At 74.2% G+C, this 25,392-nt stretch carries 21 protein-coding genes and 3 tRNA genes; 6 read left to right on the forward strand and 18 right to left on the reverse strand.

What is annotated here, in order from left to right; genetic code table 11:
• Window positions 1-305 precede the first annotated feature (305 nt).
• From IFT77_RS11915 to tilS, 14 genes are all read right to left on the reverse strand, one after another.
• Window positions 306-506, reverse strand: a complete 201-nt coding sequence (locus tag IFT77_RS11915; protein WP_123547471.1) for a hypothetical protein — start codon at window positions 504-506, stop codon at window positions 306-308.
• A gap of 117 nt (window positions 507-623) precedes the next feature.
• Window positions 624-977, reverse strand: a complete 354-nt coding sequence (locus IFT77_RS11920; RefSeq protein WP_133739119.1) for a GntR family transcriptional regulator — start codon at window positions 975-977, stop codon at window positions 624-626.
• Complete coding sequence (locus IFT77_RS11925) at window positions 974-1,924, reverse strand: hypothetical protein (RefSeq protein ID WP_192170094.1); 951 nt, start codon at window positions 1,922-1,924, stop codon at window positions 974-976. The genes IFT77_RS11920 and IFT77_RS11925 overlap by 4 nt, the downstream gene beginning before the upstream one ends.
• A gap of 87 nt (window positions 1,925-2,011) precedes the next feature.
• Complete coding sequence (gene lysS / locus IFT77_RS11930; protein WP_192040545.1) at window positions 2,012-3,550, reverse strand: lysine--tRNA ligase; 1,539 nt, start codon at window positions 3,548-3,550, stop codon at window positions 2,012-2,014.
• Between the two features lie 104 nt (window positions 3,551-3,654).
• The gene (locus IFT77_RS11935; RefSeq protein WP_192170095.1) at window positions 3,655-4,419 is read right to left on the reverse strand and encodes a DUF2520 domain-containing protein; all 765 of its coding nucleotides are present in this window, start codon (window positions 4,417-4,419) and stop codon (window positions 3,655-3,657) included.
• A complete protein-coding gene (locus IFT77_RS11940) occupies window positions 4,416-6,389 on the reverse strand; it encodes a PH domain-containing protein (protein WP_371741036.1) in 1,974 nt (657 codons plus the stop codon). Before IFT77_RS11940 ends, IFT77_RS11935 begins: the two co-directional genes overlap by 4 nt.
• A 113-nt stretch (window positions 6,390-6,502) precedes the next feature.
• Window positions 6,503-6,982, reverse strand: a complete 480-nt coding sequence (locus IFT77_RS11945) for a PH domain-containing protein (protein ID WP_192170097.1) — start codon at window positions 6,980-6,982, stop codon at window positions 6,503-6,505.
• A gap of 69 nt (window positions 6,983-7,051) precedes the next feature.
• On the reverse strand, window positions 7,052-7,522 hold the full coding sequence (locus IFT77_RS11950) for a DUF3180 domain-containing protein (protein WP_123547464.1): 471 nt from the start codon (window positions 7,520-7,522) through the stop codon (window positions 7,052-7,054).
• Window positions 7,519-8,253, reverse strand: coding sequence for a 2-amino-4-hydroxy-6-hydroxymethyldihydropteridine diphosphokinase (gene folK / locus IFT77_RS11955; RefSeq protein ID WP_192170098.1), 735 nt, complete (start codon window positions 8,251-8,253; stop codon window positions 7,519-7,521). Before folK ends, IFT77_RS11950 begins: the two co-directional genes overlap by 4 nt.
• The gene (folB, locus tag IFT77_RS11960; RefSeq protein ID WP_192170099.1) at window positions 8,250-8,675 is read right to left on the reverse strand and encodes a dihydroneopterin aldolase; all 426 of its coding nucleotides are present in this window, start codon (window positions 8,673-8,675) and stop codon (window positions 8,250-8,252) included. Before folB ends, folK begins: the two co-directional genes overlap by 4 nt.
• Window positions 8,672-10,354, reverse strand: a complete 1,683-nt coding sequence (gene folP / locus IFT77_RS17505) for a dihydropteroate synthase (RefSeq protein WP_371741037.1) — start codon at window positions 10,352-10,354, stop codon at window positions 8,672-8,674. Before folP ends, folB begins: the two co-directional genes overlap by 4 nt.
• Window positions 10,355-10,444: 90 nt before the next feature.
• Complete coding sequence (ftsH, locus tag IFT77_RS11970) at window positions 10,445-12,436, reverse strand: ATP-dependent zinc metalloprotease FtsH (protein ID WP_123547462.1); 1,992 nt, start codon at window positions 12,434-12,436, stop codon at window positions 10,445-10,447.
• 236 nt (window positions 12,437-12,672) lie between these two features.
• Window positions 12,673-13,224 (reverse strand): hypoxanthine phosphoribosyltransferase, encoded by a 552-nt coding sequence (gene hpt / locus IFT77_RS11975; RefSeq protein WP_123547461.1) that lies wholly within the window; start codon window positions 13,222-13,224, stop codon window positions 12,673-12,675.
• Window positions 13,225-13,268: 44 nt separating this feature from the next.
• Entirely contained in the window at window positions 13,269-14,261 is a 993-nt protein-coding gene (tilS, locus tag IFT77_RS11980) for a tRNA lysidine(34) synthetase TilS (protein WP_192170100.1), read from the reverse strand.
• A gap of 69 nt (window positions 14,262-14,330) precedes the next feature.
• On the opposite strand from tilS, the gene ppa reads away from it, so the two are divergent.
• Window positions 14,331-14,822 (forward strand): inorganic diphosphatase, encoded by a 492-nt coding sequence (gene ppa, locus IFT77_RS11985; RefSeq protein ID WP_192040539.1) that lies wholly within the window; start codon window positions 14,331-14,333, stop codon window positions 14,820-14,822.
• 69 nt (window positions 14,823-14,891) lie between these two features.
• Here ppa and IFT77_RS11990 read toward each other — a convergent pair whose 3' ends face one another.
• Window positions 14,892-16,184, reverse strand: coding sequence for a peptidoglycan DD-metalloendopeptidase family protein (locus tag IFT77_RS11990; protein WP_192040538.1), 1,293 nt, complete (start codon window positions 16,182-16,184; stop codon window positions 14,892-14,894).
• Window positions 16,185-16,447: 263 nt separating this feature from the next.
• On the opposite strand from IFT77_RS11990, the gene IFT77_RS11995 reads away from it, so the two are divergent.
• The 4 genes from IFT77_RS11995 to IFT77_RS12010 all read left to right on the forward strand — a co-directional run bounded on the left by IFT77_RS11995 (window position 16,448) and on the right by IFT77_RS12010 (window position 18,635).
• Window positions 16,448-16,520 (forward strand) — tRNA-Glu (locus IFT77_RS11995).
• Between the two features lie 102 nt (window positions 16,521-16,622).
• Window positions 16,623-16,699 (forward strand) — tRNA-Asp (locus tag IFT77_RS12000).
• A 63-nt stretch (window positions 16,700-16,762) separates the two neighbouring features.
• Window positions 16,763-16,835 (forward strand) — tRNA-Phe (locus tag IFT77_RS12005).
• A 276-nt stretch (window positions 16,836-17,111) separates the two neighbouring features.
• On the forward strand, window positions 17,112-18,635 hold the full coding sequence (locus IFT77_RS12010; protein ID WP_192040537.1) for a glycosyltransferase family 39 protein: 1,524 nt from the start codon (window positions 17,112-17,114) through the stop codon (window positions 18,633-18,635).
• A gap of 54 nt (window positions 18,636-18,689) precedes the next feature.
• Here IFT77_RS12010 and rocD read toward each other — a convergent pair whose 3' ends face one another.
• Both rocD and ddaH read right to left on the reverse strand, forming a co-directional pair.
• Window positions 18,690-19,937, reverse strand: coding sequence for an ornithine--oxo-acid transaminase (gene rocD / locus IFT77_RS12015; RefSeq protein ID WP_192170101.1), 1,248 nt, complete (start codon window positions 19,935-19,937; stop codon window positions 18,690-18,692).
• Complete coding sequence (gene ddaH, locus IFT77_RS12020; protein ID WP_192170150.1) at window positions 19,934-20,725, reverse strand: dimethylargininase; 792 nt, start codon at window positions 20,723-20,725, stop codon at window positions 19,934-19,936. Before ddaH ends, rocD begins: the two co-directional genes overlap by 4 nt.
• A 188-nt stretch (window positions 20,726-20,913) precedes the next feature.
• Here ddaH and IFT77_RS12025 point away from each other — a divergent pair, with 188 nt between their 5' ends.
• Window positions 20,914-21,351 carry an Lrp/AsnC family transcriptional regulator gene (locus tag IFT77_RS12025; RefSeq protein WP_123547455.1) on the forward strand — a complete coding sequence of 146 codons (438 nt, stop codon included), beginning with the start codon at window positions 20,914-20,916 and terminating at the stop codon, window positions 21,349-21,351.
• A 393-nt stretch (window positions 21,352-21,744) separates the two neighbouring features.
• Here IFT77_RS12025 and IFT77_RS12030 read toward each other — a convergent pair whose 3' ends face one another.
• Window positions 21,745-25,374 carry a proline dehydrogenase family protein gene (locus tag IFT77_RS12030; RefSeq protein ID WP_192170102.1) on the reverse strand — a complete coding sequence of 1,210 codons (3,630 nt, stop codon included), beginning with the start codon at window positions 25,372-25,374 and terminating at the stop codon, window positions 21,745-21,747.
• Between the last annotated feature and the right edge of the window lie 18 nt (window positions 25,375-25,392).

Consider the following 25,392-nt stretch of genomic DNA (forward strand, 5'->3'; position numbering starts at 1 on the left):
GTCCCGGGAGAAGTCGCTGAGGCCCTTCGCAAGGCAGTTCTGTGCGTGCGTACAGGGTTTCGAGCCATTCGGGGGACGGGGGAGACCAGGCTTTGACGTGCGGGGCCTCCGGGTGTATTACGCGAATCGGGCCTGCGGGGTACAGTGCGCGCCGTTCGCCTGAGCCGGGGGCAGCAGACGGGGTACACGGACGCCTCCGACGCCCTGGCAGCGGCATTCCCGGGGTACAGCGAACGCCCGCCGAGAGGGTCGACGGGCGTGCAGGTGAGCCGCAGGCGGAACGCCCGGAGCGAGACTCGAGAAGCTCAGGAGGCGCGGGTCGCGCCGGCCTCGCCGCGCTCGAGGGCCTCGGCCCGCTCGCGCTCCTCCGCCTCGATCTTCGCGTAGGCGGACCGCTCGGTCCGGTCGGCCCGCAGCAGCGAGCGCACGACGAACCAGAAGATCAGGCCCACGACGATCGTCGGCGTCACGGCGAAGATCGCGGCTCCCAAGAAGGTCTCTGGCATGCGTCGAGGATAAGCCAGGTCCGGGGCCCGCGCCTGAGGATGCGTCGAGGCCGAACCACCTGAGGCTCTAGGCGCACCGAGGAGGCGCCCCGCGCCTCCTGCGGGACCGCCCGCCCCTCAGGCCGACGCGTCGAACGCGGCGTCGACGAGCCCGCGCGCCGTCGCCGCGTCCACCCCGAGGCGGCGGAGCCGGCCGACGAAGTCGGCCGCCGCGGACCGCGCCTCGGCCTCGGCACCGCCCGCGGTCACGAACGTGCCGTGCCGACCGCGGGTCTCGAGCACGTCCGCCTGCTCCAGCTCGCGGTACGTGCGGGCGACGGTGCCGGGCGCGATGCCGAGGTCCTCCGCGAACCGCCGCACGGTCGGCAACCGGGCTCCGGCGGCCACCTCGCCCGAGCCGATCGCGGCAAGCAGCTGCTGCCGGAGCTGCTCGAAGGGAGGCACCGACGAGCGCTGGTCGATGACGATCACGGCAGGTTCCCCGCACTGCCGGCAGGGGCGGCGACGGAGGGGCGGCGCGGCTCCCACAGGCGCCGCCACCAGTGGAGGTGCGGCTTCGTCGCCAGGGCCCAGATCACGACGCCGAGCGCGAGCGCCAGCAGAGCGGCGACGCCGAGCCCGAGGACCCCCACGACGAGGTTGCCGACCGACCCGGGGCCCCCGCCCGCGGCCGCGTCGCCGAGGACGGTCGAGGTGCCGGTGAGCCCGACGAAGCCGAGGACGACGGGAGCCGTCACGAGGTCGCGCAGCGCCATCGACCGGAGCGCGTCGTCCCAGGCGAGGTCCAGCTCGGACACGGCCGGCTGCCCGCGGTCGACGAGGCGCCTCATGACCACCTCGGTCGTGACGAGCCCGACGACCGCGACGAGGGCGGTCACCCCGGGGACGCCCGTGACCCACTCGGCGAGAGCGGTCGGAGGGAGCGCGCCGCCGAGGCCGGAGACGGCGGCCACGCCGCCGACGACGAAGGCCACGAGCGCCAGGCCCACGACGAGGCGCGCGCCGACGAGCTCGGGCGGGCCGACATAGTCCGCCACACGAGGAGGTGCCGTCCGGGCGACGCGGACCGCATCGGCGGCCGGACGGGGCACCGAGCCGACGGCGGCCACGGCCGCGCCGACGCCCGTGCCCGCGAAGCCCGCGACGAGCACGGTCGCCGCGGCGAGGGGCGACTGCCGCAGCTCGGGCAGCAGCAGCCCGACCGTGAGCGCCGCCGCGACCACCACGCCGCCGCCGAGCCCGACTCCCCAGGCACGACGGCGGAGGCGGGCGCGGACGAGCGGCTCGACCTCAGGGGTCACCGGCAGGTTCATGCGGGCGGCCAGCTTCGCGAGCTGTCCCCCGTGCCGACGGGGAGACGCCGTGTCGACGGCGATGACGACCAGCGACGCGACGAGCAGCAGGTAGATCCAGAACATGGGCCCTCCCGGGTTTTTGTATCAGGTTCGTACCAATGTACTGACACAGACTCGGGTGGTCAAGGAGCGCCGCGTCGCGCCCTGCCGCTACTTGACCAGCGGGAACAGGATCGTCTCGCGGATGCCGAGCCCGGTGATCGCCATGAGGAGGCGGTCGATGCCCATGCCCATGCCGCCGCTCGGCGGCATGCCGTGCTCGAGGGCACGGAGGAAGTCCTCGTCGAGGCGCATGGCCTCGGCGTCGCCGCGGGCCGAGAGCGCGGCCTGCTCGACGAAGCGCTCGCGCTGCACGACCGGGTCGACGAGCTCGGAGTACGCCGTGGCGAGCTCGAAGCCGCGCACGTAGAGGTCCCACTTCTCGACGACGCCGGCCTTCGAGCGGTGCTGGCGGACGAGGGGGCTCGTGTCGACCGGGAAGTCGACGACGAAGGTGGGGCGGTCGAGCGAGGGCTTGACGAAGTGCTCCCACAGCTCCTCGACGAGCTTGCCGTGCGTCTCGTGCGGCACGACCAGGTCGACGGTCGCGGCGAGGCGCTGCAGCTCGGACACGGTCGTCAGCGGCGTCACCTCGACGCCGGCGGCCTCGCTGAGCGACTCGTACATGGGCACGCGGGCCCACTCGCCGCCGAGGTCGTACTCGGTTCCGTCGGCGAGCGTGACGAGGTGGGTACCCGCGACCGCGAGCGCCGCCTCCTGCACGAGCTGCTGCGTGAGCCGGGCCATCTGCTCGTAGTCGCCGTAGGCCTGGTACGCCTCGACCATCGCGAACTCGGGCGAGTGCGTCGAGTCGGCGCCCTCGTTGCGGAAGTTGCGGTTGATCTCGAAGACGCGGTCGATGCCGCCGACGACGGCGCGCTTGAGGAACAGCTCGGGCGCGATGCGGAGGAACAGCTCGGTGTCGAACGCGTTGCTGTGCGTCGTGAAGGGACGCGCCGCCGCGCCGCCGTGCATCGTCTGGAGCATCGGGGTCTCGACCTCGAGGTACTCGTGCTGGTCGAAGGTGCGGCGCAGCGACGAGACCGCGGCGGCGCGGGCGCGCACCGTGGCGCGGGCCTGGTCGCGGACGATCAGGTCGAGGTAGCGCTGACGCACCCGCGTCTCTTCGCTGAGCTCGCCGTGCAGGTTCGGCAGCGGCAGGATCGCCTTCGAGGCGATCGCCCACTCGCTCACCATGATCGACAGCTCGCCGCGCCGCGACGAGATGACCTGCCCCTCGACGAAGACGTGGTCGCCGAGATCGACGAGGTCCTTCCACTCGGCGAGCGACTCGTCGCCCACCTCGGCGAGCGACACCATCGCCTGGATGCGCGAGCCGTCGCCGGCCTGCAGCGCCGCGAAGCAGAGCTTGCCGGTGTTGCGCGCGTGCACGACGCGTCCGGCCAGGCCGACCACCTCGCCGGTCTCGGCGCCCGCCTCGAGCTCGGCGTGACGCGCCCGCACGGCGGGGATCGTGTCGGTCAGCGGGACGCCGACCGGGTACGCGTCGCGCCCGGTCTCGAGCAGCCGGGCACGCTTCTCGAGCCGCACCTGCTTCTGCTCGGAGGCCTCGCGAGCCGCCTCGGCCGCGGCGGCGGCCACGGCGGCCGCGTCGTCGGAGGGGGTGGTGGTCTCGGGGACGTCGGTCATGTGCAGGGGCTCCAGCGGGGTGGTGGGGGACGGAGAGAAGGGGGAGGCGAGGAGGCGCGGCGTGGGCTGCGACGGCGACGAGCGGACGAGGAGGCGCACAGCCGTCAGGCGCCGAGGCCCCCGCCGAACGGGGACGGCGGGTCGTCGAACGCCGCCATGTCGATGGTACCGGGGCCGCTCGAGCCGCCGGCGACGCCCAGGGCGCGGTCCATGGCCGAACGGACCAGGGGCGCGATGAGCCGGCCGGGCTCGGGGACGCCGAGCTCGGCGAGCATCGAGACCGACTGCGTGACGATCGCGGCGGAGAACTCGGTGGCGGTCGCCACGGCCTCGGCGTAGCGCGGCCGGTCGGCCTCGCTGACGAGCACGGGCTCGGCGCCCATCTCGACGACGAGCGCCTGCCCGATCGGCTGGACGGGCCCGGGAGCGGTCACGGCGCACCACGCCTCGCGGAGCCGGACGAGGTCGATCGTCGACCCCGTGAAGGTGAGCGCCGGGTGGATCGCCAGCGGGATCGCCCCCGCCGCGAGAGCCGGCCGCAGCACCTCGAGGCCGTGCGCCGCCGACGTGTGGACGACGAGCTGGCCCGGCTGCCAGACGCCGGTCGCGGCGAGGCCCTGCACGAGGTCGGCGAGCTGGTCGTCGGGCACCGCGATGAGCACGAGCTCGCTGCGCTCGACGATCTCGGGGACCGTCAGCACGGGGACGCCCGGGAGGATCGCCTCCGCCCGGTCGAGGCTGCGCTCGGACACGGCCGAGATGCCGACGATCGCGTGGCCCGCGGCGGCCAGGGCGGCGCCGAGCACCGGCCCGACGTGGCCGGCGCCGATCACGCCGACGCCGAGGCGGCCGCTCTGCTGCGGGCTCACGGGCGCGGCTCCTCTCGCGGTGCGTCACGGGGTCCATCGGCGGACGGAGACAGATCCTGCTCGCCAGCGCTGGTCGGCGGGGCACCTGCACTGCCCGAGGACGGATCACTCTCGAATTTGAGAGCAGGGGCAGCAGGGGCGGCAGGGGCGACGGGAGCCGAGGAGGTGGCGGTCGGGTCCGCAGCGACGGGAGCCGAGGAGGCGCCCCAGCGGTGGGTGCGGTCGGCCCGGGCCGAGGTCACCGCGTCCCGCGCGGCACCCTCGAAGAACGCCAGCGCGTCGTCCTGGTCGAGCGCGCCGATCGTCGCGATGATCGGCCCCTGGACGGTGTGCAGGTGCACGGCCGCGAGCCGGAGGCGACGCAGCAGCGGGCCCTGCGACAGGCCGACGCTCTGCATCCGGGGCAGCGGCACGACGACGAGCTCGCGCCAGATCGCTCCCTTGCGCAGCAGCAGGGCACCCGGAGCCGTGCGGAAGCCGTTGCGGCGCCAGGAGAACCAGCGCAGCACGGCGGCCCGACGGGGCGACGTGGTGAAGCCGCCCTCGCTGCCGCGTGAGGTCAGGCCGTCCTCGACGAGCGAGAGGGTGTGCGAGGCGCGCTCGTGCACGACGGCACGCTCGGGCTCCACGAGCGCAGGCCCAGTGCCCGCCGTCTCGGGGCCGGCGACGGACTCGGCCGACGGGGCCGACGCCTCCTCGGCCCGCTCCTCGGCACGCTCCTCGGCCTGCACCCCGGCGGCGGCCACGCCGACGAGCTCGGGCAGCACGAGCTCGAGCACGCGCCGCACGTCCGTCTCGTCGCCGACCGGCAGCAGCGTCGAGTTGCCCTGCTGCCCCGAGCCGTCGGTCGACGAGCGCGAGGCCCGGTTGATGCTGATCTGCCACCAGCCGAACGGCCGCCACAGCAGGGGCTGGCTCACCCTCACCGAGTGGATGCGTCCGGGCGGGAGCGTCTCGTTCGTCGTCGAGAACAGCCCGTAGCCGATGCGGATGCCGTCGCGGGACGACGAGATGCTGTAGCGCAGCGACTTCGTGACCCGGTTGACGTAGTACCCGCTCGAGCCGAGCACGGCGGGCAGCAGGGCGAAGAGCAGGAAGAACTCGCCTGTCAGCCGCACGCTGACGACCACGGCGATCGCGGCCGCGACGAGGAACAGCGTGTACCCGCTGAGCAGGACGGAGCCGACCAGGCGACCGACGTCCACCTTCACGACCGACTCGGGAGGCGCCCCCTGCGGGTCGAGGCCGTCGGAGAGGAAGTCCTGGGCGCGCTGCTCGACGAGCCCGACGAAGCGCTGACGGGAGTCGGCAGGCGCGACGTGGCCGGGCACCGCGTCGCCGGGCACGGCCTGGCCGAGCGCAGGCTGGCCGGGCGCGACCTGCCCGGGCACCGCCCCACCGGCAGGAGGCGCAGCCTGCACGCCGTCGACGGCCGACCGCTGCACGCCCGAGGCGCGCCGCAGGATCTCGCGCCGCAGGTCGTCCGCCGCCGCCGAGCGGAGGTAGGCGAGCGAGACGTTCGCGTCGTCGCCCGCCTGGCTCACCTCGAGCTTCGCGGCGCCGAAGACGCGCGCGAGCACCGGCCGCTGGATGTTGATGCCCTGCACCCGGTCGAGCCGCGCCCGCCGGTCCGTGCGGAAGACGACGCCGCTGCGGACCTCGACGATCTCCTCCGTGACGCGGAACGTGTTCATCCGCCACGACAACCAGAAGACGAGCACGAGCACGGCGACCACGACGAGCACCCCGAGCAGCACGAACCCGAGGTACCCGTGCTCGACGACGTACCCGAACGGGTCGCCCTCGCCGTCGCCGTCCGGGCGCCGCCCGCCCGGCACGAAGAAGCCGACGACCCACTCGCGGGCGTTGTTGACGATGATGCCCAGCACGACGATCAGGGCGATGCCGCCCTTGAGCAGCGGGGTCGCCGGGTGCAGGCGGTGCCATTCCCCGTCGGTGAGCTCGGCCACCGCGGCGGGCGCGGCAGGCGCGGCGGACCCGCCAGGCGCGGGCGCGGCAGGCGTCGCCGGCGTCGCAGGCCCGTCCGCAGGAGGCGGCGCCCCCTCCCCCGGCAGCGGCCCGCTCACAGCCCCGCCCGGCGGGACTCGGCGAGCTCGACGAGGCGGTCGCGCAGCGAGTCGGCCTCCGCCTCCGGGATCCCCGGGATCGTCACGCCCGACGACGCCGCCGCCGTGACGAACTTCAGGTCGCTGAGACCGAGGGCCCGCACGACGGGGCCGCGGTTGATGTCGATGAGCTGCATGCGGCCGTAGGGCACGGCGACGAAGCGCAGGTACAGGATGCCGCGGCGGACGAGCAGGTCGTCCTCCCGCAGCTGGTACCGGATCGAGCGCACGCGTCGGGGCACGAAGGCCATGACCACGACCATCACGACCACGACGGCCGCGGTGATCGCGTAGCACCACCAGGCACCGATGAACCAGAGCGGAGTCGTGGCCGCGGCGGCGATCAGCCCGGTGACCAGCCAGCCCACGAGCTCGGGCCAGACGTACTTGGGCGAGATGCCGGTCCAGGCGGGCTCTGCCACGTCGAGTCGGTCCATGGCGCGTACCTCCGGGTCGGCTGCGGGTCGCCCTGCAGCAGTGCTGTCGGCGGGGCTGCCGGCCTGCGGTCAGGCCGCCTGGGCTCCTGGTCCGCCCTCGTCGTCCCCGGGCGGCACCGTGCACATGTGCTCGGCGACGATCCCGGCCGCGAGGAGGCCGAGGCCCCCCACGACGGCGACGATCGTGGGCACCACGGAGCCTATCGCCACGTCCACGCCACGCGTCGTCATGAAGGCGAGCACCCCCCCGCTCGCTCCCGCGAAGAGAGCGCCGGCCAGGCTGCTGGCCTTCGCGAGCAGCAGCACGCGGGTCGCGTAGTACGGGTCGATCCGCTCCTTCTGCGTGCCCTTGGCGACGCGGCGCACCGGCAGGGCCATCGTCACGACGATGCCGCCGATCACGAGCAGCACGAGGCCGAGCACGATCGACGGCACGATCGAGGGCTGGCCGGACGACACGAGTGCGGCGTCGACGACGAAGCCGCCGACGAGGGCCACGAGGGCGAGGCCGACGAGCGTCGCGGGACGGGTGTGCCTCACGAGGCTCCTCCCGCCGAGTCGGGGTCGCGGGCGGGGGCAGGGGCGCGGGCGTCGTCCGGGCCGGACGCGTCGTCGGAGGCGTCGTCGGAGGCGTCGTCGGACCCGGGGGCCGGGGCCGAGGAGGCGCGGGCCGGCAGGAGCAGGCCGGTCGCCCCGGGCACGGGCCGGGTGCGGTCGGGCAGCGCGGCGAGCAGGTCGGCGACGCGTCCCCGGGTGCCGAGCCGCGCCTCCTCGTCGACCTGGAGCCACGGCTCGAGCACGAAGGCGCGCTCGGCCGCACGGGGGTGCGGCAGCGTGAGGCGCTCGGTGTCGAGCTCGAGGTCGCCGAGCACGACGACGTCGAGGTCGAGGGTCCGGTCGCCCCAGCGCTCGTCGCGCACCCGGCCGTGGTCGTGCTCGATCGCCTGCAGCGCGTCGAGCAGCGCCAGGGGCTCGAGCGTCGTCTCGACGAGCGCGACGGCGTTGAGGTAGGTGGGCTTGGTCTCGTCCGGACCGGCGAGCGTCACGGCGACCGACGACACCGGAGAGGAGGCGGCGGTCACGGTCACGCCCGGGGTCGCCGCCAGCGCGGCGACGGCGTCGCGCAGCAGCTCGTCGCGGTCGCCCAGGTTCGAGCCCAGCGCGACCACGCCGCGGCGCACGACGGGCGCGGCCCCGGCGCCGGCCGCGCCGCTCGAGCCGCTCGAGCCGCTCGAGCCGCTCGAGACGCTCGAGACGCTCGCGCCGCTCACGGGCGCTCCCGCACGACGGTGATCGACACGTCGCCGAAGGGCACGGTGATCGGGGCGCCCGGCTTGTGCACGGTCAGCTCGACCCGCGCGGCGGCGGGGTGGCTGAGCACGAGGGCGGCGAGGCGCTCGGCCAGGGTCTCGATCAGGTCGACGGGGTCGCGCTCGACCGCGGCCACCAGCTGCTCGGCGAGGACTCCGTAGTGCACCGTCTGCGCGAGGTCGTCGTCGTCGGCGGCCGGGGTCGTGTCGAGGTGCACGACGGCGTCGATCACGAACTCCTGCCCGTCGCGGCGCTCGTGGTCGAAGACGCCGTGGTGGCCCGTGGCGCGGACGCCGAGCAGCCGCAGCACGTCGAGCCCGACGGGTGCCGTGCGGACCGACGGCGCCTCGTCGGGCCCGCGGCCGTCGCCCGCCGCGCTCACGCGTGCCTCGCCGGGCGGGCCGGGCCCGACCCGCGCTGCCACGCCTGCCAGACGTCGAGGGCCGCGCGCGTCGACGCGGCGTCGTGCACCCGCACCGCCCAGACGCCTGCCTGTGCGGCGAGCACGCTGACGACCGCCGTGGCCGCGTCGCGGTCGCGGGGCTCGGCGCCGTCCGGCAGCAGGTCGCCGAGGAACCGCTTGCGCGACGCGCCGACCACCATCGGGTGACCGAGCCGGCCGAGCTCGTGGAGGCTGGCGAGCACCTCCCAGTTCTGGTCGGCGTCCTTCGAGAAGCCGAGGCCGGGGTCGAGCACGATCTGGTCACGGTCGACGCCGGCGTCGACGAGGTCGTCGACGCGGCGGCGCAGCTCGTCGCGCACCTGGCCGGCCACGTCGTCGCCCCGCATGCCCGCGGTCGCGTCGGCGAGGTGCCCTCGCCAGTGCATCGCGACGAACGGCCGGCCGGTGTCGGCAGCGACCTGCGCCATGTAGCGGTCCGCGAGGCCGCCGGAGACGTCGTTGATGACGTCGGCGCCCGCGTCGACGGCGGCGAACGCGGTGGCCGCGTTCATGGTGTCGATGCTCAGCCGGACGCCCTCGGAGGCGAGCTCCCGGATGACCGGCAGCACCCGACGCTGCTCCTCGACCGGGTCGACGCGGCGGGCGCCCGGCCGGGTGGACTCTCCCCCGACGTCGACGATGTCGGCCCCGGCGGAGACGAGCTCGCGAGCGTGGCGCAGGGCGTCGTCGAGGCCGACGTAGCGGCCGCCGTCGCTGAACGAGTCGGGTGTGACGTTGAGGATCCCCATCACGAGCGTGCGCGAGACCGTCACGGAGCCGCGGTCGTCCCGCGTCGCGCCGGTCGCGCGCACGGAGGCGGCGGGGCGCTGGACCGGGATCGCCCGCGTCGCGACGTCGCGCGGGTCGACCTCGTCGGCGCGGCCGCGTGCCCGGCGGCGTGCCCGGGGGCCGGAGGCGGCAGGAGCCGGCCGCGAGTGCGCACCGGTGTCGGCAGCGCGGGCGGAGTCGGCGACCGCAGCGGCGGCCACGTCGTCGGCCTCGAGCCGGAGCAGCTCGGCCCGGTCCTCAGGAGGCGCGGCGTGCGAGGCGACGCGGGTGCGCTCGCGAGGTGGCCAGCCGGGCTCGTCGAGCTCACGGGCAGGCGCGTCGACGAGGCCGGGCGCGGCGTGCGACCCGGACCGCGTGCGCGTCGCGTCGCCGCCGGGGAGCGGGCCGTCGTAGCGACCGCCGACCACGAGGCGTCGCCCGGCGACGTGGCCGGAGGCGGCCGTCGGGGCAGGCGCTCCGGACGCGGCGGGAGCAGTGGAGGCCCGCGGCGCGACGGCCGGCGGCACGCCCGGACGGGCACCCGCGGGCGGGGTCGGCACGGGCGGGTGCTGCCGGGCGGGCGCCTGCGCCGGTGCCTGCGCGGCCGACGACTGCGTCGCCGGGGTGTGGGTCACGGGCGGCAGCTGGGCGGGCGGCCGGACGGCGGCGCGCTCGTCCAGCGACAGGGCGAGACGACGCTCGGCACCGGCGGCCGGGGCGCTGGCCGGAGGAGGCGCGTCGACGACGACCGGGTCCGGGTACCGCTCGCGACCACGCGGCCGCTTCCAGGCACGCGGCTCGGACGCGGCGGACGACGAGCGGTGGTCACCGTCGGACGGCGAGTCGGTCACGGGGAGGTTCCTCCGATCAGGGCCACGGGTCGAGAGGCAAGGCTACCGACCCGGGCGGACGCGGTGCGCCGCCCGGATCGGCCTGCGTGCCTAGGCCGTGGCGATGCCGGGGGTGGTGCGCGGCGGGCGCTTCCGCGAGGGCGCCTCCTCGGGCTCGGAGCCCACTCCGCCGTCGACGGCCTCGGCGTCGACCGGTGCCTTGGTCGGCATCGGGATCGCGGGGCGGTCCGACACGGGACGCTTGTCGCTCGAGAGCCACTGCGGACGCTCGGGCAGCTTCTTGACGTCCTTGAAGATCACCGCGAGCTCGTCGTGGTCGAGCGTCTCCTTCTCGAGGAGCTCGGCCGCGAGGTGGTCGAGGATGTCGCGGTTGTCGTTGATGACCGCCCAGGCCTCGTCGTGCGCCTGCTCGAGCAGCACGCGCACCTCGGCGTCGACCGTCTCGGCGATGGTCTCGGAGTAGTCGCGCTGGCCCATGTCGCGGCCCATGAACTGCTCGCCGGAACCCTGGCCGAGCTTGACCGACCCGACCTTGTTGCTCATTCCGAACTCGGTGACCATCTTGCGGGCGGTGCCGGTGGCCTTCTCGATGTCGTTGGAGGCACCGGTGGTGGGGTCGTGGAACACGAGCTCCTCCGCGACGCGGCCGCCCATGGCGTAGGCCAGCTGGTCGAGCAGCTCGTTGCGGGTGACCGAGTACTTGTCCTCGAGGGGCAGCACCATCGTGTAGCCGAGGGCCCGGCCACGCGGCAGGATCGTGATCTTGGTCACCGGGTCGGTGTGCCGCATCGCCGCCGCCGCGAGCGCGTGGCCGCCCTCGTGGTACGCCGTGATGAGCTTCTCGTGGTCGTTCATGATGCGGCTGCGCCGCTGGGGGCCGGCCATGACGCGGTCGACCGCCTCGTCGAGGGCGCGGTTGTCGATCAGCTGCGCGTTCGAGCGGGCCGTCAGCAGGGCCGCCTCGTTGAGCACGTTGGCGAGGTCGGCACCGGTGAAGCCCGGCGTCTTGCGGGCCAGCACCTCGAGGTTGACGGAGGCGGCGAGGGGCTTGCCCTTGCCGTGCACCTCGAGGATCTGGCGGCGACCGTCGAGGCCGGGGGCGTCGACGCCGATCTGGCGGTCGAAGCGGCCCGGACGCAGCAGGGCGGGGTCGAGCACGTCGGGACGGTTCGTCGCGGCGATCAGGATGACGTTGGTCTTGACGTCGAAGCCGTCCATCTCGACCAGCAGCTGGTTGAGGGTCTGCTCACGCTCGTCGTTGCCGCCGCCGACGCCGGCGCCGCGGTGACGGCCGACGGCGTCGATCTCGTCGACGAAGATGATGGCCGGCGAGTTCTGCTTGGCCTGCTCGAAGAGGTCGCGCACGCGGCTGGCGCCGACGCCGACGAACATCTCGACGAAGTCGGAGCCCGAGATGGAGAAGAAGGGCACGCCTGCCTCGCCGGCGACGGCGCGGGCGAGCAGGGTCTTGCCGGTGCCGGGAGGGCCGTAGAGCAGCACGCCCTTGGGGATGCGGGCGCCCACGGCCTGGAACTTCGCGGGCTCCTTGAGGAACTCCTTGATCTCCTCGAGCTCCTCGATGGCCTCGTCCGCGCCGGCGACGTCGGTGAACATCACCTGCGGCGTCTCCTTCGACGCGAGCTTCGCCTTGGACTTGCCGAACTGCATGACCTTGCTGCCGCCTCCCTGCATGGACGACAGGAGGAACCAGAAGATGACGCCGATGATGAGGAACGGCAGGAGGACGCTGAGCAGCGACACGAACCAGCTGGTCTGCGTGACGGTGTCGTCGAAGTCCTTCAGGTCCGCGTCGTTGATCGCGGTGACGACCTCGTCGCCGCGGGGCGTCGAGTAGTAGAACTGCTGCTGCGCGTCGCCGTCCTTGAGGACGAGGTCGACCCGCTGCTCGTTGCTGAAGATCGTGGCCGACGAGACCTTGTCGTCGTTCAGGGCCTTGAGCCCCTCCTGCGTCGACACCTGGGTCGTGCCGGAGGCGCTGATGACGCTCCAGCCGATGCCGATGCCGATCACCGCGATCACGATGTAGATGATCGGTCCGCGGAACAGTTTCTTGAAGTCCATGTCAGTACGGGCGACGCCCGACACCTTTCTGCAGGAAGAACGTGAGCGAAAGGCTACAACGGGCCGCCTAGGGGCCCCATGGGTGTTCGCTCATAGCGGGCTGCCCGCTCCCGTACTGGGGTGGTGGACGAGCCTCAGCTGTAGACGTGCGCGGTGGAGCTGAGGGGGACGCGCCAGCGTCGCCGCGACCCCAGCGCCGAGGGAGCCTTCGACCGAGGGCCCCGAGCGACCCGGCTTCAGCTGTAGACGTGAGGCGCCAGCACCCCGACCCCGCGCAGGTTGCGGTACTTCTCGGCGAAGTCGAGGCCGTAGCCGACGACGAACTCGTTGGGGATCTCGAAGCCGACGTACTTGACGTCGACGTGCACCTTGGCGGCCTCGGGCTTGCGCAGCAGCGCGAAGATCTCGACGGAGGCGGCACCGCGGCTCTTGAGGTTCTCGAGCAGCCACGAGAGCGTGAGGCCCGAGTCGATGATGTCCTCGACGATGATCACGTCGCGGCCGTGCAGGTCGGTGTCGAGGTCCTTGAGGATGCGGACGACGCCCGACGACTTCGTGCCCGAGCCGTACGACGAGACGGCCATCCAGTCCATCTGCGCGTTCAGCTTGAGCTCGCGCGCGAAGTCGGCCATGACCATGACGGCGCCCTTGAGCACGCCCACCAGCAGCGGCTCGCGCCCGGCGTAGTCGACCTCGACCGCACGGGCGACCTCGGCGATCGCCGCGTGGATCTGCTCCTCGGTGTACAGGACGCTGGTCAGGTCGCTCTCGATGTCGCTGAGTTCCATGGTCGGGCGTTCTCCAGTCGTGAGGGGGAGGGAGGGGCGGAGCCTCAGGAGGCGGCGGTCGCGGCGAAGTGCAGCGCGCCCCCGGTGCGCACAACTGTAACGCCCGGCAGGGACACCGCTCCCTGGCCGTGCCAGTCGGTGACGAGCCGGGCGACCTCGAGGGTCTGCGCGCGGCTCAGCGTCAGCGCGAACTCGCTCTCGACGGCCAGGCGGATCAGCCGCTGCCGCAGCGCCGCGGGGTTCGCGGCCAGCGACCGGACGTCGAGCGAGATGCCGGCCTCGGCGTGGTCGGCCACCTCCTCCGCCTGCTCCTCGGCGAAGTGGTCGAGCGCCTCCGAGTCCTCGCGCAGCTGCGCCGCGGTGCGCACGAGCGCCTCGGCGACGCCGGGCCCCAGCTCGCGCTCGAGCACGGGCAGCACGGTCGTGCGGACGCGCACCCGGGCGTACGCGGGGTCGTCGTTGTGCGGGTCGTCCCACGGCTCGAGGCCGAGATCGGCGCAGGAGGCGCGGGTCGCCTCGCGCCGGACCGCCAGCAGCGGCCGTCGCCACCGCCCGGACGCGGCCTCCATGCCCTGCAGGCTCGTCGGGCCGCTGCCGCGGGCGAGGCCGAGCAGCACCGTCTCGGCCTGGTCGTCGAGGGTGTGCCCGAGCAGCACGGCGACGGCGCCCGTCTCGGCGGCGACCGTCGTGAGCGCGGCGTAGCGGGCCTCGCGGGCGGCGGCCTCGGGGCCGCCCTCGGCGCCGACGTCGACCCGCCGGACGACCACGGGCGCGAGCCCCAGCGCCGAGGCCCGGGCAGCGGCAGCCTCGGCCACCTCGTCCGAGCCCGGCTGCAGGCCGTGGTCGACGACGACCGCACCGGCCGTGAGCCCGGCGCGAGGGGCCTCGAAGGCGGTGGCCGCGGCGAGCGCGAGCGAGTCGGCGCCGCCGCTCAGCGCCACCAGCACCAGGTCGCCGGTCGCGAGGCCTGCGAAGGAGGCGCGGACGGCACGTCGGACGTCGGCGACGGCTGGGGTCAGGCGCGGTCTCTCGGGCATCTTGTAACGTTACCGGCAGCCGCCGACCGGCCTGGTCGGCGTGCCCCCGAGACTGAACCAGGAGCACCCATGGCCGCGTACGACGCCGTGATCGAGATCCCCAAGGGAAGCCGCAACAAGTACGAGGTCGACCACGAGACGGGTCGCGTCTACCTCGACCGCGTGCTCTTCACCGGCTTCGTCTACCCGACCGACTACGGGTTCTTCGAGAACACGCTCGGGCTCGACGGCGACCCCGTCGACGTGCTCGTGCTGCTCGACTACCCGCTGTTCCCGGGGGTGGGCGTCAAGGTCCGTCCCGTCGGCGTCTTCAACATGACCGACGACGGCGGCAGCGACGCCAAGGTCATCGCGGTCCCCGCGAAGGACCCGCGCTGGGAGCACATCCAGGACGTCACCGACGTGCCCGAGTACCTCCGCAAGGAGATCGAGCACTTCTTCGAGCACTACAAGGACCTCGAGCCCGGCAAGTGGGTCAAGACCGAGGGCTGGGGCGACGCCGCCGAGGCCGAGGCCATCGTCGAGGCCGGCATCGTCAAGCTGGCGGCCGAGGGCCACTGACCCGCGCCTCCCGCACACGACGAAGGGCCCGACGCACGAGCGTCGGGCCCTTCGTCGTCGCCCGTCGGGCTAGAGGCGGATGCCCCGCGCCGACATGAACGGGACCGGGTCGGCCGCGACGCCGCCCTGCCGCGTCTCGAAGTGCAGGTGGCAGCCGGTCGAGTTGCCGGTCGAGCCGACGGTGCCGATCCGCTGGCCGACCTCGACGCGCTGGCCGACGGACACCATGATCCCGCCGTTGACCTGGTGGCCGTAGCCGGTGCTGACGCCGCCGCCGTGGTCGACCTGGACGAAGTTGCCGTAGCCGCCCATCCAGCCCGCGTAGCTGACCGTGCCCGCGGTGGCGGCGAAGATCGGCGTCCCGCAGGCGGCGGCCAGGTCGGTGCCGGCGTGCAGCACGTAGGCGTGGGTGACCGGGTTGACGCGCATGCCGAAGCCGCTGACGACGTTGCCGCCGGAGGGGCGGGTCCAGCCCGCGCTCGAGATGACGCCGGCCGGGGTGCCGTTGGTCGGGCTGCCGTACTTGGCCGCCTCGGCTGCCGCAGCGGCCTCGGCCGCCTTGCGCGCCTCCTCGCCGGCCTGGAACTCGGCCTCGGTGGTCTGCAGGTCCTGCTGCAGGATCGCGAGCTGCGCCTCCAGCCGGGTCTTGTTGTCCTCCTGCTCGGCGAGCGCGTCGGCGGCGGCCTGCGCCGCCTCGTTCGCGGCGGCCAGGGCGACCCGGGCCTCGTCGGCGAGCTCCTCGAGGGCGGCGGCCGCGACGGCGGCCTGGTCGCTGAGCGACTGCGCGGTGTTCCTGTCCTGCGTGGCCTGCGAGTAGATGCCGTCGGCCTGCTCGGTGAGCTTGCTCATCGCGCCGAGCTTGTAGAGCAGCTGGCCCGCGTCGCCCGGGTCGGCGATGAGGCTGCTGCTGATGCCGTCGTTGCCGCCGGACCGTCCGAGCTGGGCGGCGAGCTGGCCGGCCCGCTCCTCGCTGGCGGCGGCGACCTTCGCGGCGTCGTCGGCCTGGGCCTGCAGCTGGGCGGTGCGGAACTGCGCGTCGTCGTAGGCGGTCTGCGCCGCCTGGAGCGCGTCGCCCTTCTGCCGGGCGTCCTCGTTCTTCGCGTCGAGATCGGCGTCGAGCTGGGTCAGCAGGCCCTGGAGCGTGTCGATCTCCCCCTGCTTCGCGGCCGTGTCGCCGCGGGCGGCCTGCACGTCGGCCCAGGACGGGTAGTCCGCCGCGTGGGCGGCCTGCGGCGACGCGACGCCCGCGCCGACGAGCAGGGCGACGGCCGCGAGGGCGGCGGCGATGCGCGCGCCGTGCGGGCCGCGGTGGACGGCGAGGGCCGAGGAGGCGCGGTGGCGGAGGGTGCGGCTGGAGGTCATCGAGGTTCCGATTTCGTCGTGCACGAGGTCGAGCTCGCCCGGGAGGCCCGAGCCGTCCGATCGTCCGCCGATCTCGCGGCCGACGAACCGTGGAGTATAGGTCGAAGGTAGACGGCCCCGTGCCGACCCGCCAGCAGGTCGCGCACGGCGGCGAGTCGTGTCGGTCAGCGACCGTTGCGGGACCTGCCGAGACCGTTTTGCGCGGAACGTCTCCGATCTGTATGCTTGCTCCTCGGTTGCCTGTGGTTCCTCGTGGACCACTCGGCCCCATCGTTTAGTGGCCTAGGACACCGCCCTTTCACGGCGGCAGCACGGGTTCGAATCCCGTTGGGGTCACGGTCCGACCGAGAAGCTCCGGTTTCTCCTTCTGACCAGGTCCGGGTAGTGTCTCTGACACGACGTATCATCAGCACGAAGCATCATCAGGAACACCAGTTTGGCCCTGTAGCGCAGTTGGTTAGCGCGCCGCCCTGTCACGGCGGAGGTCGCCGGTTCAAGTCCGGTCAGGGTCGCCAAGGCGAGTCACTCGTCTGGAGGGCACGTCCCTCCGAGAGACCAGCTCACGAGCTGGACTCCACGGCTGGGTAGCTCAGTTGGTAGAGCGTTCGACTGAAAATCGAAAGGTCCGCGGATCGACGCCGCGTCCAGCCACATCACGAAGCCCCCGGTGAAGCCGGGGGCTTCTTGCGTCGCTCTCCGGTCGTGGACGCCGTCGCGGCCAGCGGTCCCGGACGCCAGGACGATACGCTCGGGACAGATGCTCGACAGCACGCACTCCTCCACCGCACCGACTGACGATCGAGAGGTCCACGGATCGATGCCGTGCCCCGCCACGCAGGCCTCCGCGACAGAGGTCCGCGCACCGGCAGGACCCGTGTCGCCTGACGGCCCGGTGTCGTGGACCGGCCCGGCGTCGGCAGGAGCCGCGTGAGCATCGGCCACGACCCGGCCGTCGTCCCCTCGCGCAGCCGCTGGCTCGACCCGCTGCTGGCCGGCGTCGCGGCGCTGGTCGTCGGGTTCGCCGCCGCCTGGGTCCCCTCCTACTGGAGCGACGAGGCCACCACCCTCCAGGCCGCGCGCCTCCCCCTGCCCGCCCTGCTCGCGTTCCTCGACCAGCGCGACCTCGTGCACGGCGCCTACTACGTCTTCATGCACCTCTGGACGGGCCTGCTCGGCGAGAGCACGTTCGTCACCCGGCTGCCGAGCGCGGTCGCGGTCGGCGTCGTCGCGGCCGGCGTGCTCGTGCTCACGCGCATGCTCACCGACCGCCGCACCGCCCTGCTCGCGGCCGGCATCTCGGCGGTGCTGCCCCGCCTCACGCTCGAGGCGACCGAGGCGCGCCCGTACGCGCTCACCGCGGCCGTGGCCGTCTGGCTCACCGTGCTGGTGCTCGTCGCCTCCCGCCGGCACCAGAGGAGGTGGTGGATCGGCTACGGGGCCGCCCTCGCCGGCGCGATCGTCACCTTCGTCCCCCTCGGGCTGATCGTCGTCGTGCACGGGGTGTTCCTCGTCCTCGCGCCGGCTCAGCGCCGTCGTCGGGGAGCCCGCCACCGCCTCCTCGGCTGGTCCATCTCGACCGGCTCCGCCCTGCTCGCCTCGGCGCCGGTGATCGGCACCGTGCTCTCCGAGCGGACCAGGCTGCTGACGGCCGACGACCCGTCGACGGGCTCCGACATCACCTGGTACACCGTGCTCGTCGAGCCGTGGTTCGCGACGTCCGTGACGTGGGCCGCCATCGCCGTCGTGCTGCTGATCCTGCTCGGCACCCGCCTGCGGGACAGGTCGCGCACCCCCGGCAGCGTCGTGCTGCTCGGGGCGCTCTGGGCCGCGATCCCCACGGGCCTCATGCTCGTCCTCGGCGTCGTGCTCTCGCCCGTGTACCAGGCGCGGATCGTGACGTGGTCGTCACCCGGCATGGCCCTGCTGCTCGCCGTCGCGATCACCGGGTTCCGGCGTCGACGGATCAGCATCGCCCTCATCGCGCTGCTCGTCGTGGCCTCCGCCCCGACCTGGGTCGCTCAGCGGCTGCCGGCGGCGAAGGGCGGCGGCGCGGACCTCGCACAGCTCTCGACGTACATCGAGAGCCAGGCCCGACCGGGCGACGCGTTCCTGCTCGACGCCACCGGCACGGTCTCGACGAGGCCGCGCCAGGCCCTCTACGCGTACCCCGACCGGTTCGACGAGCTCGACGACCTGGCCTTCGTCCGCAGCGGCATCCCCGAGGGGCGCTTCACCGACGTCACGCTCGACCTGGAGGACGCCGACGACGCCGTCGTGCTCCGCGAGCGCCTCGACGGCGTCGACCGGCTCTGGATCGCCCGGCTGCAGACCGACGCGCTCGACGACGCCGACCGCCGCACGCTCGGGGGGCTCGGCTTCACGAACGCCCAGGAGCACCGCACGGCCCGCAGCGTCGTCTACCTCTTCGTCACGCCGACCGGCCGCGGCTGAGGCGCCCGCGCGACTGAGGCGCGACGCCGCGGGGCGCGACGCCACGCGGAGCGCTCAGCCCCGGCGCAGGTCGCGCAGCACCGAGCCGAGCGTCGACACGAGCTCGTCGACCTCGTCCTCGGTGATCACGATCGGCGGAGCGAGGCGGATGGTCGAGCCGTGCGTGTCCTTGGCGAGCACCCCGCGGCGCATCAGCTCCTCGCAGACCTCGCGGCCGGTGCCGACGGCCGGGTCGATGTCGATCCCCATCCACAGTCCGGCTCCGCGCACGGTCACGACGCCCGAGCCGACGAGGGCCTCGAGGCCGTCACGGAGGCGGGTGCCGAGTCGCGTCGCGCGCTCCTGCCACTCGCCGGTCGCGAGCATCCGCACCACGGCGAGGCCGACCGCGGCGGCGAGCGGGTTGCCGCCGAAGGTCGAGCCGTGCTCGCCGGGCCGCAGCACCCCGAGGACGTCACGGTCGCCGACCACGGCGCTGACGGGGACGATGCCGCCGCCGAGTGCCTTGCCCAGCAGGTACAGGTCGGGCACCACGTCGACCAGGTCGCAGCTGACGGTGGCGCCGGTGCGCCCGAGCCCCGACTGGATCTCGTCCGCGATTAACAGCACGTTCCGCTCGCGGGTGATCCGGCGCACCTCGGGCAGGTACGACGCGGGCGGCACGACGACGCCGGCCTCGCCCTGGATCGGCTCGATCAGCACGGCCACGGTGTCGTCGTCGATCGCGGCCTCGAGCGCGGCGGAGTCGCCGTACGGCACCGTCACGAAGCCGGGGGTGTACGGACCGAAGTCGGCCCGCGCCTCCTCGTCGTCGGAGAAGCTGATGATGGTCGTCGTGCGCCCGTGGAAGTTGCCCGCCGCCACGACGACCTTCGCGGCCCCGGGCCGGACGCCCTTGACCCGGTAGCCCCAGGCACGGGCGACCTTGATGCCCGACTCGACGGCCTCGGCGCCCGTGTTCATCGGGAGCACCATCTGCTTGCCGAGCAGGGCGGCGAGCTCGGCGGCGAAGGGGCCGAGCTGGTCGTTGTGGAACGCCCGGCTCGTCAGGGTGACGCGGTCGAGCTGCTCCCGCGCCGCCGCGACGAGCGTCGGGTGGCCGTGTCCGAAGTTGACCGCGGAGTACGCCGCCAGGCAGTCGAGGTACCGGCGCCCCTCGACGTCGGTCACCCAGGCGCCCTCGGCCGTCGACACGACGACGGGAAGCGGGTGGTAGTTGTGCGCCAGCGAGGCGTCCTCGACGGCGATCGCCGCGGCGGTGGACGAGGAGGTGCGGGTCGTGTCGGTCGTGTCGGTCGTCATCGTCGCAGCTCCAGGGTGCAGCACTTCACGCCGCCCCCGCCGAGCAGCAGCTCGGACAGGTCGACGCCGATCGGGTTGTAGCCGCGCTCGCGCAGCTGGCGCTCGAAGCCGGTGGCGGCCGCGGCGATCACGACGTTGTAGCCGTCGCTGTACGAGTTGAGCCCGAGGATCGAGGCGTCCTCCTGGCCCACGAGCACGGCGTCCGGGAACCGCTCGCGCAGCACCGCGAGCGACGGCTCGTCGAAGGCGCTCTCGAGGTAGGCGATGTTGTGGACGCCGTCGACGGGCTCGGGGTCGAGCACGGCGATCGCCGTGTCGAGGTGGTAGAAGCTCGGGTCGACCAGGGTGAGGCCGACGACCTCACGGCCGAAGACCCGGGCGGCCTCGGCGTGCGAGTCGGACGCGCTGCGGAACCCGGTGCCCGCGAGGACGACGTCGCCGACGAGGAGGAAGTCGCCCTCGCCCTCGTTGACCTCCTCGGGCACGACCACCTCGAAGCCGGCGGCGGCGAACCACTCCATGTAGGCCGGCCCCTCGGGCTGGCGTTCGGGGTAGGTGAAGCTCGCCCCGTAGGCCTTGCCGTCGAGCACGAAGCCTCCGTTGGCCGAGTAGACCATGTCGGGCAGGCCGGGCAGCGGGTCGATCAGCTGCACGTCGAAGCCGAGCCCGAGGTAGGTCTCGTAGAGTGTCTGCCACTGCTCGACGGCGCGCGAGGTGTCGGTCGGCACCTGCGGGTCCATCCACGGGTTGATCCGGTAGCTGACGGTGAAGTGCTCCGGCCGGCACATCAGCACGCTGCGGTGCGACGCGCGTCTGGTCGGCGGCTGCGGGGCCTCGGGAGAGGGCTGGACGGTCTCGGCGGCGATGCTCACGGAGTTCAGTGTCACACCGACAACGCGCACGTTGGCTGCTCTCCACGCAACGATCGTGCGCCTGCGCTACCCCTCGCGCAAGAAAATAGCGTACAGTGCCCGATGTGGACAATCTCGACTACGGCATCATCGACCTGCTGAGGCAGAACGCCCGCGCGGGCTACGGCGACATCGGGTCGTCGGTGGGCCTCAGCGCCTCGGCCGTCAAGCGCCGCGTCGACCGCCTGGTGGCGGACGGCGTCATCAAGGGGTTCACCGTCCAGGTCGACCCGGCCGTCGAGGGCCTCGGCACCGAGGCGTTCGTCGAGCTGTTCTGCCGGGGCACGGTCTCGCCCGCCGAGCTGCAGCGCATCCTCAGCACGGTGCCCGAGGTCGTCGACGCCGGCACCGTCACGGGCAGCGCCGACGCGATCGTGCACATGCGCAGCCGCGACATCCCCTCCCTCGAGGAGGCGCTCGAGCGGGTGCGCAACGCCCCGAACGTCGACCACACGCGCAGCGCCATCGTGCTGTCGAAGCTGATCAGCCGCCGCACCGCCTGAGGCTGCGCCACCTGCCGCCTCCGCCACCGCCACCGCAAATGCCGACCGCGCCGCCCCCGCCCGCCGTCCGCAGCCGCCGCCTCCGCAAATGCCGACTGCGCCGATCCCAATAGTGTGAAATCCGGGTACTGGGGGTGCTCAGCGGGCTCGCTGGTCGGCATTTGCCGAGGCAGGCGGGCGCTGCGGGCAAAGCGAGAGAGATCTGTGGCCGCGAGGCCGATCTACGAGGCCGATCTGCGGGGCGGGTCGCGCTCGGCGGGGCGGATCACTCTCGAATTACGGGGGTGGTGGGCAGCGGGACGGGACGCGGAGGCGCCGTCCGGGCCCGCAGGCGGCTCAGGCCCGCAACCGGGCAGGCCTGGGGCCTGGCCCGAGGGCCCGGGCCCAGGCCGCTCAGATCCTGAGGTCGCGCAGCTCGGGGTCGACGAGCCCCGACCGGTGAGCCGTGACCGTCACGCTCTGCTCGCGCACGAACGTCAGCAGCTCGACCCGGCCCTCGTCGGTGACGTCGCCGCCGTGCACCACGACGTCGACGCTGCCGCCGACCGCACGGGCCAGGGCCCGGGGGTCGCCCCCGATGAGCCGCACGTGCAGGTCGCGGTACGCGGCGACCGCGGCGTCGTCGGGCGGGGGGACGTCGCCGTCGCCGTCGCCCTCGACCTCGGCGGCCGGGTCGCGCGACCCGGTCGCCCGGGCGAGCAGGCTGAGGTCGTCCAGCTCGTGCGTCGCCTCCCGCGCCTGGAGCAGACCGGCGGAGGCGCGGGCCAGGAAGGCCCGGTCGCTCTCGACCACGACGGCGCCGACCCGCATCGGCGACGCCGGCGAGTGCAGCAGCTGGACCAAGGACGCCGGCACGGGCACGGCCGAGCTGACCGTCACGGGCGCGCGCACCCGGGCCGCCGCGACGAGGAGGCGCACGAGGTCGGACAGGTCGGCGTCGGACGACAGGCGGAGGAGCACGGGCCGCGGCCGGTAGCGCGTCACGTTGCGCTCGACCCGCAGGTCGGAGTCGTCGTGCGCCACGCCGACGTGCGCCTGCCAGGCGCGCTCGTCGCTGACCGCGCCCGACCGGACGCGGTCGAACTGCTCGAACGACAGGGACGACCGGGCCGCCTCGATCACGGGCACGACCACGTCGGGGACCCCGGTGAGGCGCAGCGACGGGTGGGGCTCGCGCGACAGCCGCCACCACGAGCCCTGCGCGAGCAGGCCGTCGGGACCGCCCGGCGCGACCGCGGGGCCCACGACGGAGCGCCCCCACGAGGCGGCCGGCCGACGACGCACGACCATCGGCGACGTGGGTCGCCCGACCACGAGCGTGCCCGCCCGGACGCGTCGCAGCCACGTGTCGACCTCGTCGACGTCGAGGCTGTGCAGGGCGGCCGAGCCACCGGCGCTCAGGCTCTGCTGCAGCTCGATCGCGGAGTCGAGGTCGTCCACCTCGACCAGGCAGAGCACGGGCGCGGCGGCGGCGGCGGTGCGGGCCGCCCCCTCGGGCGTCACGCCGACCTTGACGCCGGGCGACCACAGGCCGCCGTCGTCGTCGAGCTGCCGGGGCTCGACGAGCCAGCTCTCGCCGGGCGCCAGGACCGTGAGCGCCTCGAGAACGGCGCCCTCGGCCGGGTCGATCAGGGGGCCGACCTGCGTCGTCGCGTCGTCGGGCCAGCCGGTCCGCAGGCTCGCCGCCGCGTCGACGAGCTGGCGGCGGAACCGCTCGGCGTGGGCGGCCGAGCCGACGAGCAGTGCGGTGCGTGAGGCCGACGGGGCCTGGCCCGCGAAGCGGAAGGCGCCGGCCACGAGGTCCGCCGCCGCGAGGTCGGCGTCCGCGCTCGGGGTCACGACCGCGACGGCGGCCACGGCCACCTCGGCGACGAGGTCGAGGTCCGGTCGCCACGACCGCAGCTGCCGCGCCTGGTCGAGCGAGCCCGTCAGCCGCACCCGGTCGACGGCTGGGTGGCCCACGAGCCGGCGGCCGGCCTCGGAGTCGAGCTCGAGGTCGACGAGGACGAGCAGCGAGCGCGGCACCCCCGCGCCCCAGAGCACCTCGGCCAGGACGGCGGCGGTGCGGCGCGACTCCCGCACCGGGCAGAGCACGACCGCGCTGCCCGCGGCGAGCGCGGCGAGGACGGGCTCCGCCGCGGACACGAGGGGCGCACGCCACGAGGGGACGACGACCGTCAGGCGAGGAGGCGCGTGCCGGGCACCGAGGAGGCCCGCCTCGCCGCGGGCGAGGCCGGCGTGGTGCCGCGCCGAGTCGACTGCGGCGCTGACCTCGGGGTCGGCGCCGTCGAGCACGGAGCCGGTCTCGCTGACGAGCACCTCGAGCAGGGCGGCCCGCTGACGCGCGACGCCGTCGGCCGCGAGCTCGAGCAGCTCGGCGCGCGTCGCCGGGTCTTCGCGGCCCCAGACCGCACCGGCCTGGGCGGCGTCGGTCACGAGCTCGTCGACGAGGGCCGCGCCGTCGTCGCCGTCGACCTGGGCGGCCTCGATCGCGTCGAGACCGGCGTCCGACCGGCGAGAGGCGGCGAGCACGCGCCGTGCCCACGCGCGGTTGCCCTCGAGCCCGGGATCGGTGTCGGGCTCGTTGCGGAACGAGGACGAGCCGTCGAGGTCGAGGTCGGCCCCGGCGAGGTGGGGGCGGGAGCGGTCCTGACGACGGGCGGGCAGCGGCACGTCGCCGTCGTCCGCGGCCTCCGCCGCCGCGGCGGCGTCGCGGTAGCGCACGGCCTCACGGTCGAAGACCGTCCCCTCGGGGGCGAGGTCGGCCGTCGCGGCGAGGGGCGAGCCCGGCGCGGCGACCTCGGCGAGGCGGCGGACGACGTGGTCGGCCGCGGCCTCGAGGTCGCCGTGCTGCACGATCGGGGCCCGCACGACCAGGTCGCCGACCTCGGCCCGCACCGCCCGGAGGAGCCCCCGAGACGTGCCGAGGGGCATCTCGATCGTGAGGTGCTGCGTCACCTCGCGCCGCTTCGCCAGCGTCCAGGCGTGGGCCACGACGAACGGGTCGTCGGTGACGAGCCCCAGGTGGGCGAACTCGGCCGACACCGGACGGAGGGCGTGGTCGAGCACCCGGAGGAGCGCGGCGTCGGCCTCGGCCCTCGACGTGTGGGTCGCGACCGGCCAGTCGTGCAGCGCGGCGTCGACGGCCTCGAGCGCGACGCCGCCGACGGTCAGCCGGACGCGGATGGGCGCCCCGCCGCGGGCCACGCGTCCGCGGGCCCAGTCGGTCAGCAGCTGCAGGGACGCCAGGGCGTCGGGCACGTCGGCCTGGATCTCGATGCCGGCCTCGAGGTCGGCCAGCTGCGGCTGGTCGAGGAGCCGGGTGAAGACGTCGATGGCGAGGTCGAGGTGCCGGTGCTCGCCGACCTCGAGGTCGATCGTCCTCGGCGGGTCGGACGCGAGCGCCAGCTCGTAGAGCGGGGTGAGCGCCTCGACCGCGGCGGAGGCGCGCTCGTCGGCGCCCCAGGCCGCGCCCGTCCCGACCACGGAGGCGACGGGCACGGAGACGTGGTGCACGTCGTCCCGCTCGAGCAGCGCACGGGTCGCCTCGACCCTGCGGCGGGCGGCAGCCTCGCCGAGAACGGGCTCGCCGAGCAGGGCGAGGTCGAGGCGGGCGCCGTCGGCCGCGGCCGCGAGGGCCGGGCCGAGCTTGTCGGGGGCCGCCTCGACGACGAGGTGCTGCACGAGCCGTCGCAGGGCCTTCCGCGCGACGGGCACGACGGTGCGCGGAGCCAACGGGCCGAAGCCGCCGCCCGCGGCGACGGCGGCCTTGAGCTGCCACGGCAGCGAGGCGGGCATGTCCCGGCTCAGGCGGTCGAGCTGCCGTGCGGCCACCGCAGGGTCCTCAGGACGCACCACGCGGTCCGCGAAGGCCACGGCGAAGGCGAGCCCGTCGGGGTCGCGGAGCAGCGCCGCGAAGCGCTCTGCCGCGGCGTCGCCCGGGACCGAGGACGCGACGACCAGCCACCGTCGCACCGTGTCGACGACCTGGGAGGTGAGATCGGCGGCGCGCACATCGGACATGGGTCGAGGATAGGCCGG

This window comes from Frigoribacterium sp. CFBP 13729, from assembly GCF_014841875.1.
In the GTDB taxonomy this organism is placed as follows: Bacteria; Actinomycetota; Actinomycetes; order Actinomycetales; family Microbacteriaceae; genus Frigoribacterium.

Bases quoted from the DNA above. Each gene is read 5' to 3' on its own strand.
- IFT77_RS11915 (WP_123547471.1), bottom strand. From the start codon at position 506: ATGCCAGAGACCTTCTTGGGAGCCGCGATCTTCGCCGTGACGCCGACG.
- IFT77_RS11925 (WP_192170094.1), bottom strand. From the start codon at position 1,924: ATGTTCTGGATCTACCTGCTGCTCGTCGCGTCGCTGGTCGTCATCGCC.
- lysS (WP_192040545.1), bottom strand. From the start codon at position 3,550: ATGACCGACGTCCCCGAGACCACCACCCCCTCCGACGACGCGGCCGCC.
- IFT77_RS11945 (WP_192170097.1), bottom strand. From the start codon at position 6,982: ATGGACCGACTCGACGTGGCAGAGCCCGCCTGGACCGGCATCTCGCCC.
- ftsH (WP_123547462.1), bottom strand. From the start codon at position 12,436: ATGGACTTCAAGAAACTGTTCCGCGGACCGATCATCTACATCGTGATC.
- hpt (WP_123547461.1), bottom strand. From the start codon at position 13,224: ATGGAACTCAGCGACATCGAGAGCGACCTGACCAGCGTCCTGTACACC.
- tilS (WP_192170100.1), bottom strand. From the start codon at position 14,261: ATGCCCGAGAGACCGCGCCTGACCCCAGCCGTCGCCGACGTCCGACGT.
- ppa (WP_192040539.1), top strand. From the start codon at position 14,331: ATGGCCGCGTACGACGCCGTGATCGAGATCCCCAAGGGAAGCCGCAAC.
- IFT77_RS11990 (WP_192040538.1), bottom strand. From the start codon at position 16,184: ATGACCTCCAGCCGCACCCTCCGCCACCGCGCCTCCTCGGCCCTCGCC.
- rocD (WP_192170101.1), bottom strand. From the start codon at position 19,937: ATGACGACCGACACGACCGACACGACCCGCACCTCCTCGTCCACCGCC.
- ddaH (WP_192170150.1), bottom strand. From the start codon at position 20,725: ATGTGCCGGCCGGAGCACTTCACCGTCAGCTACCGGATCAACCCGTGG.
- IFT77_RS12030 (WP_192170102.1), bottom strand. From the start codon at position 25,374: ATGTCCGATGTGCGCGCCGCCGATCTCACCTCCCAGGTCGTCGACACG.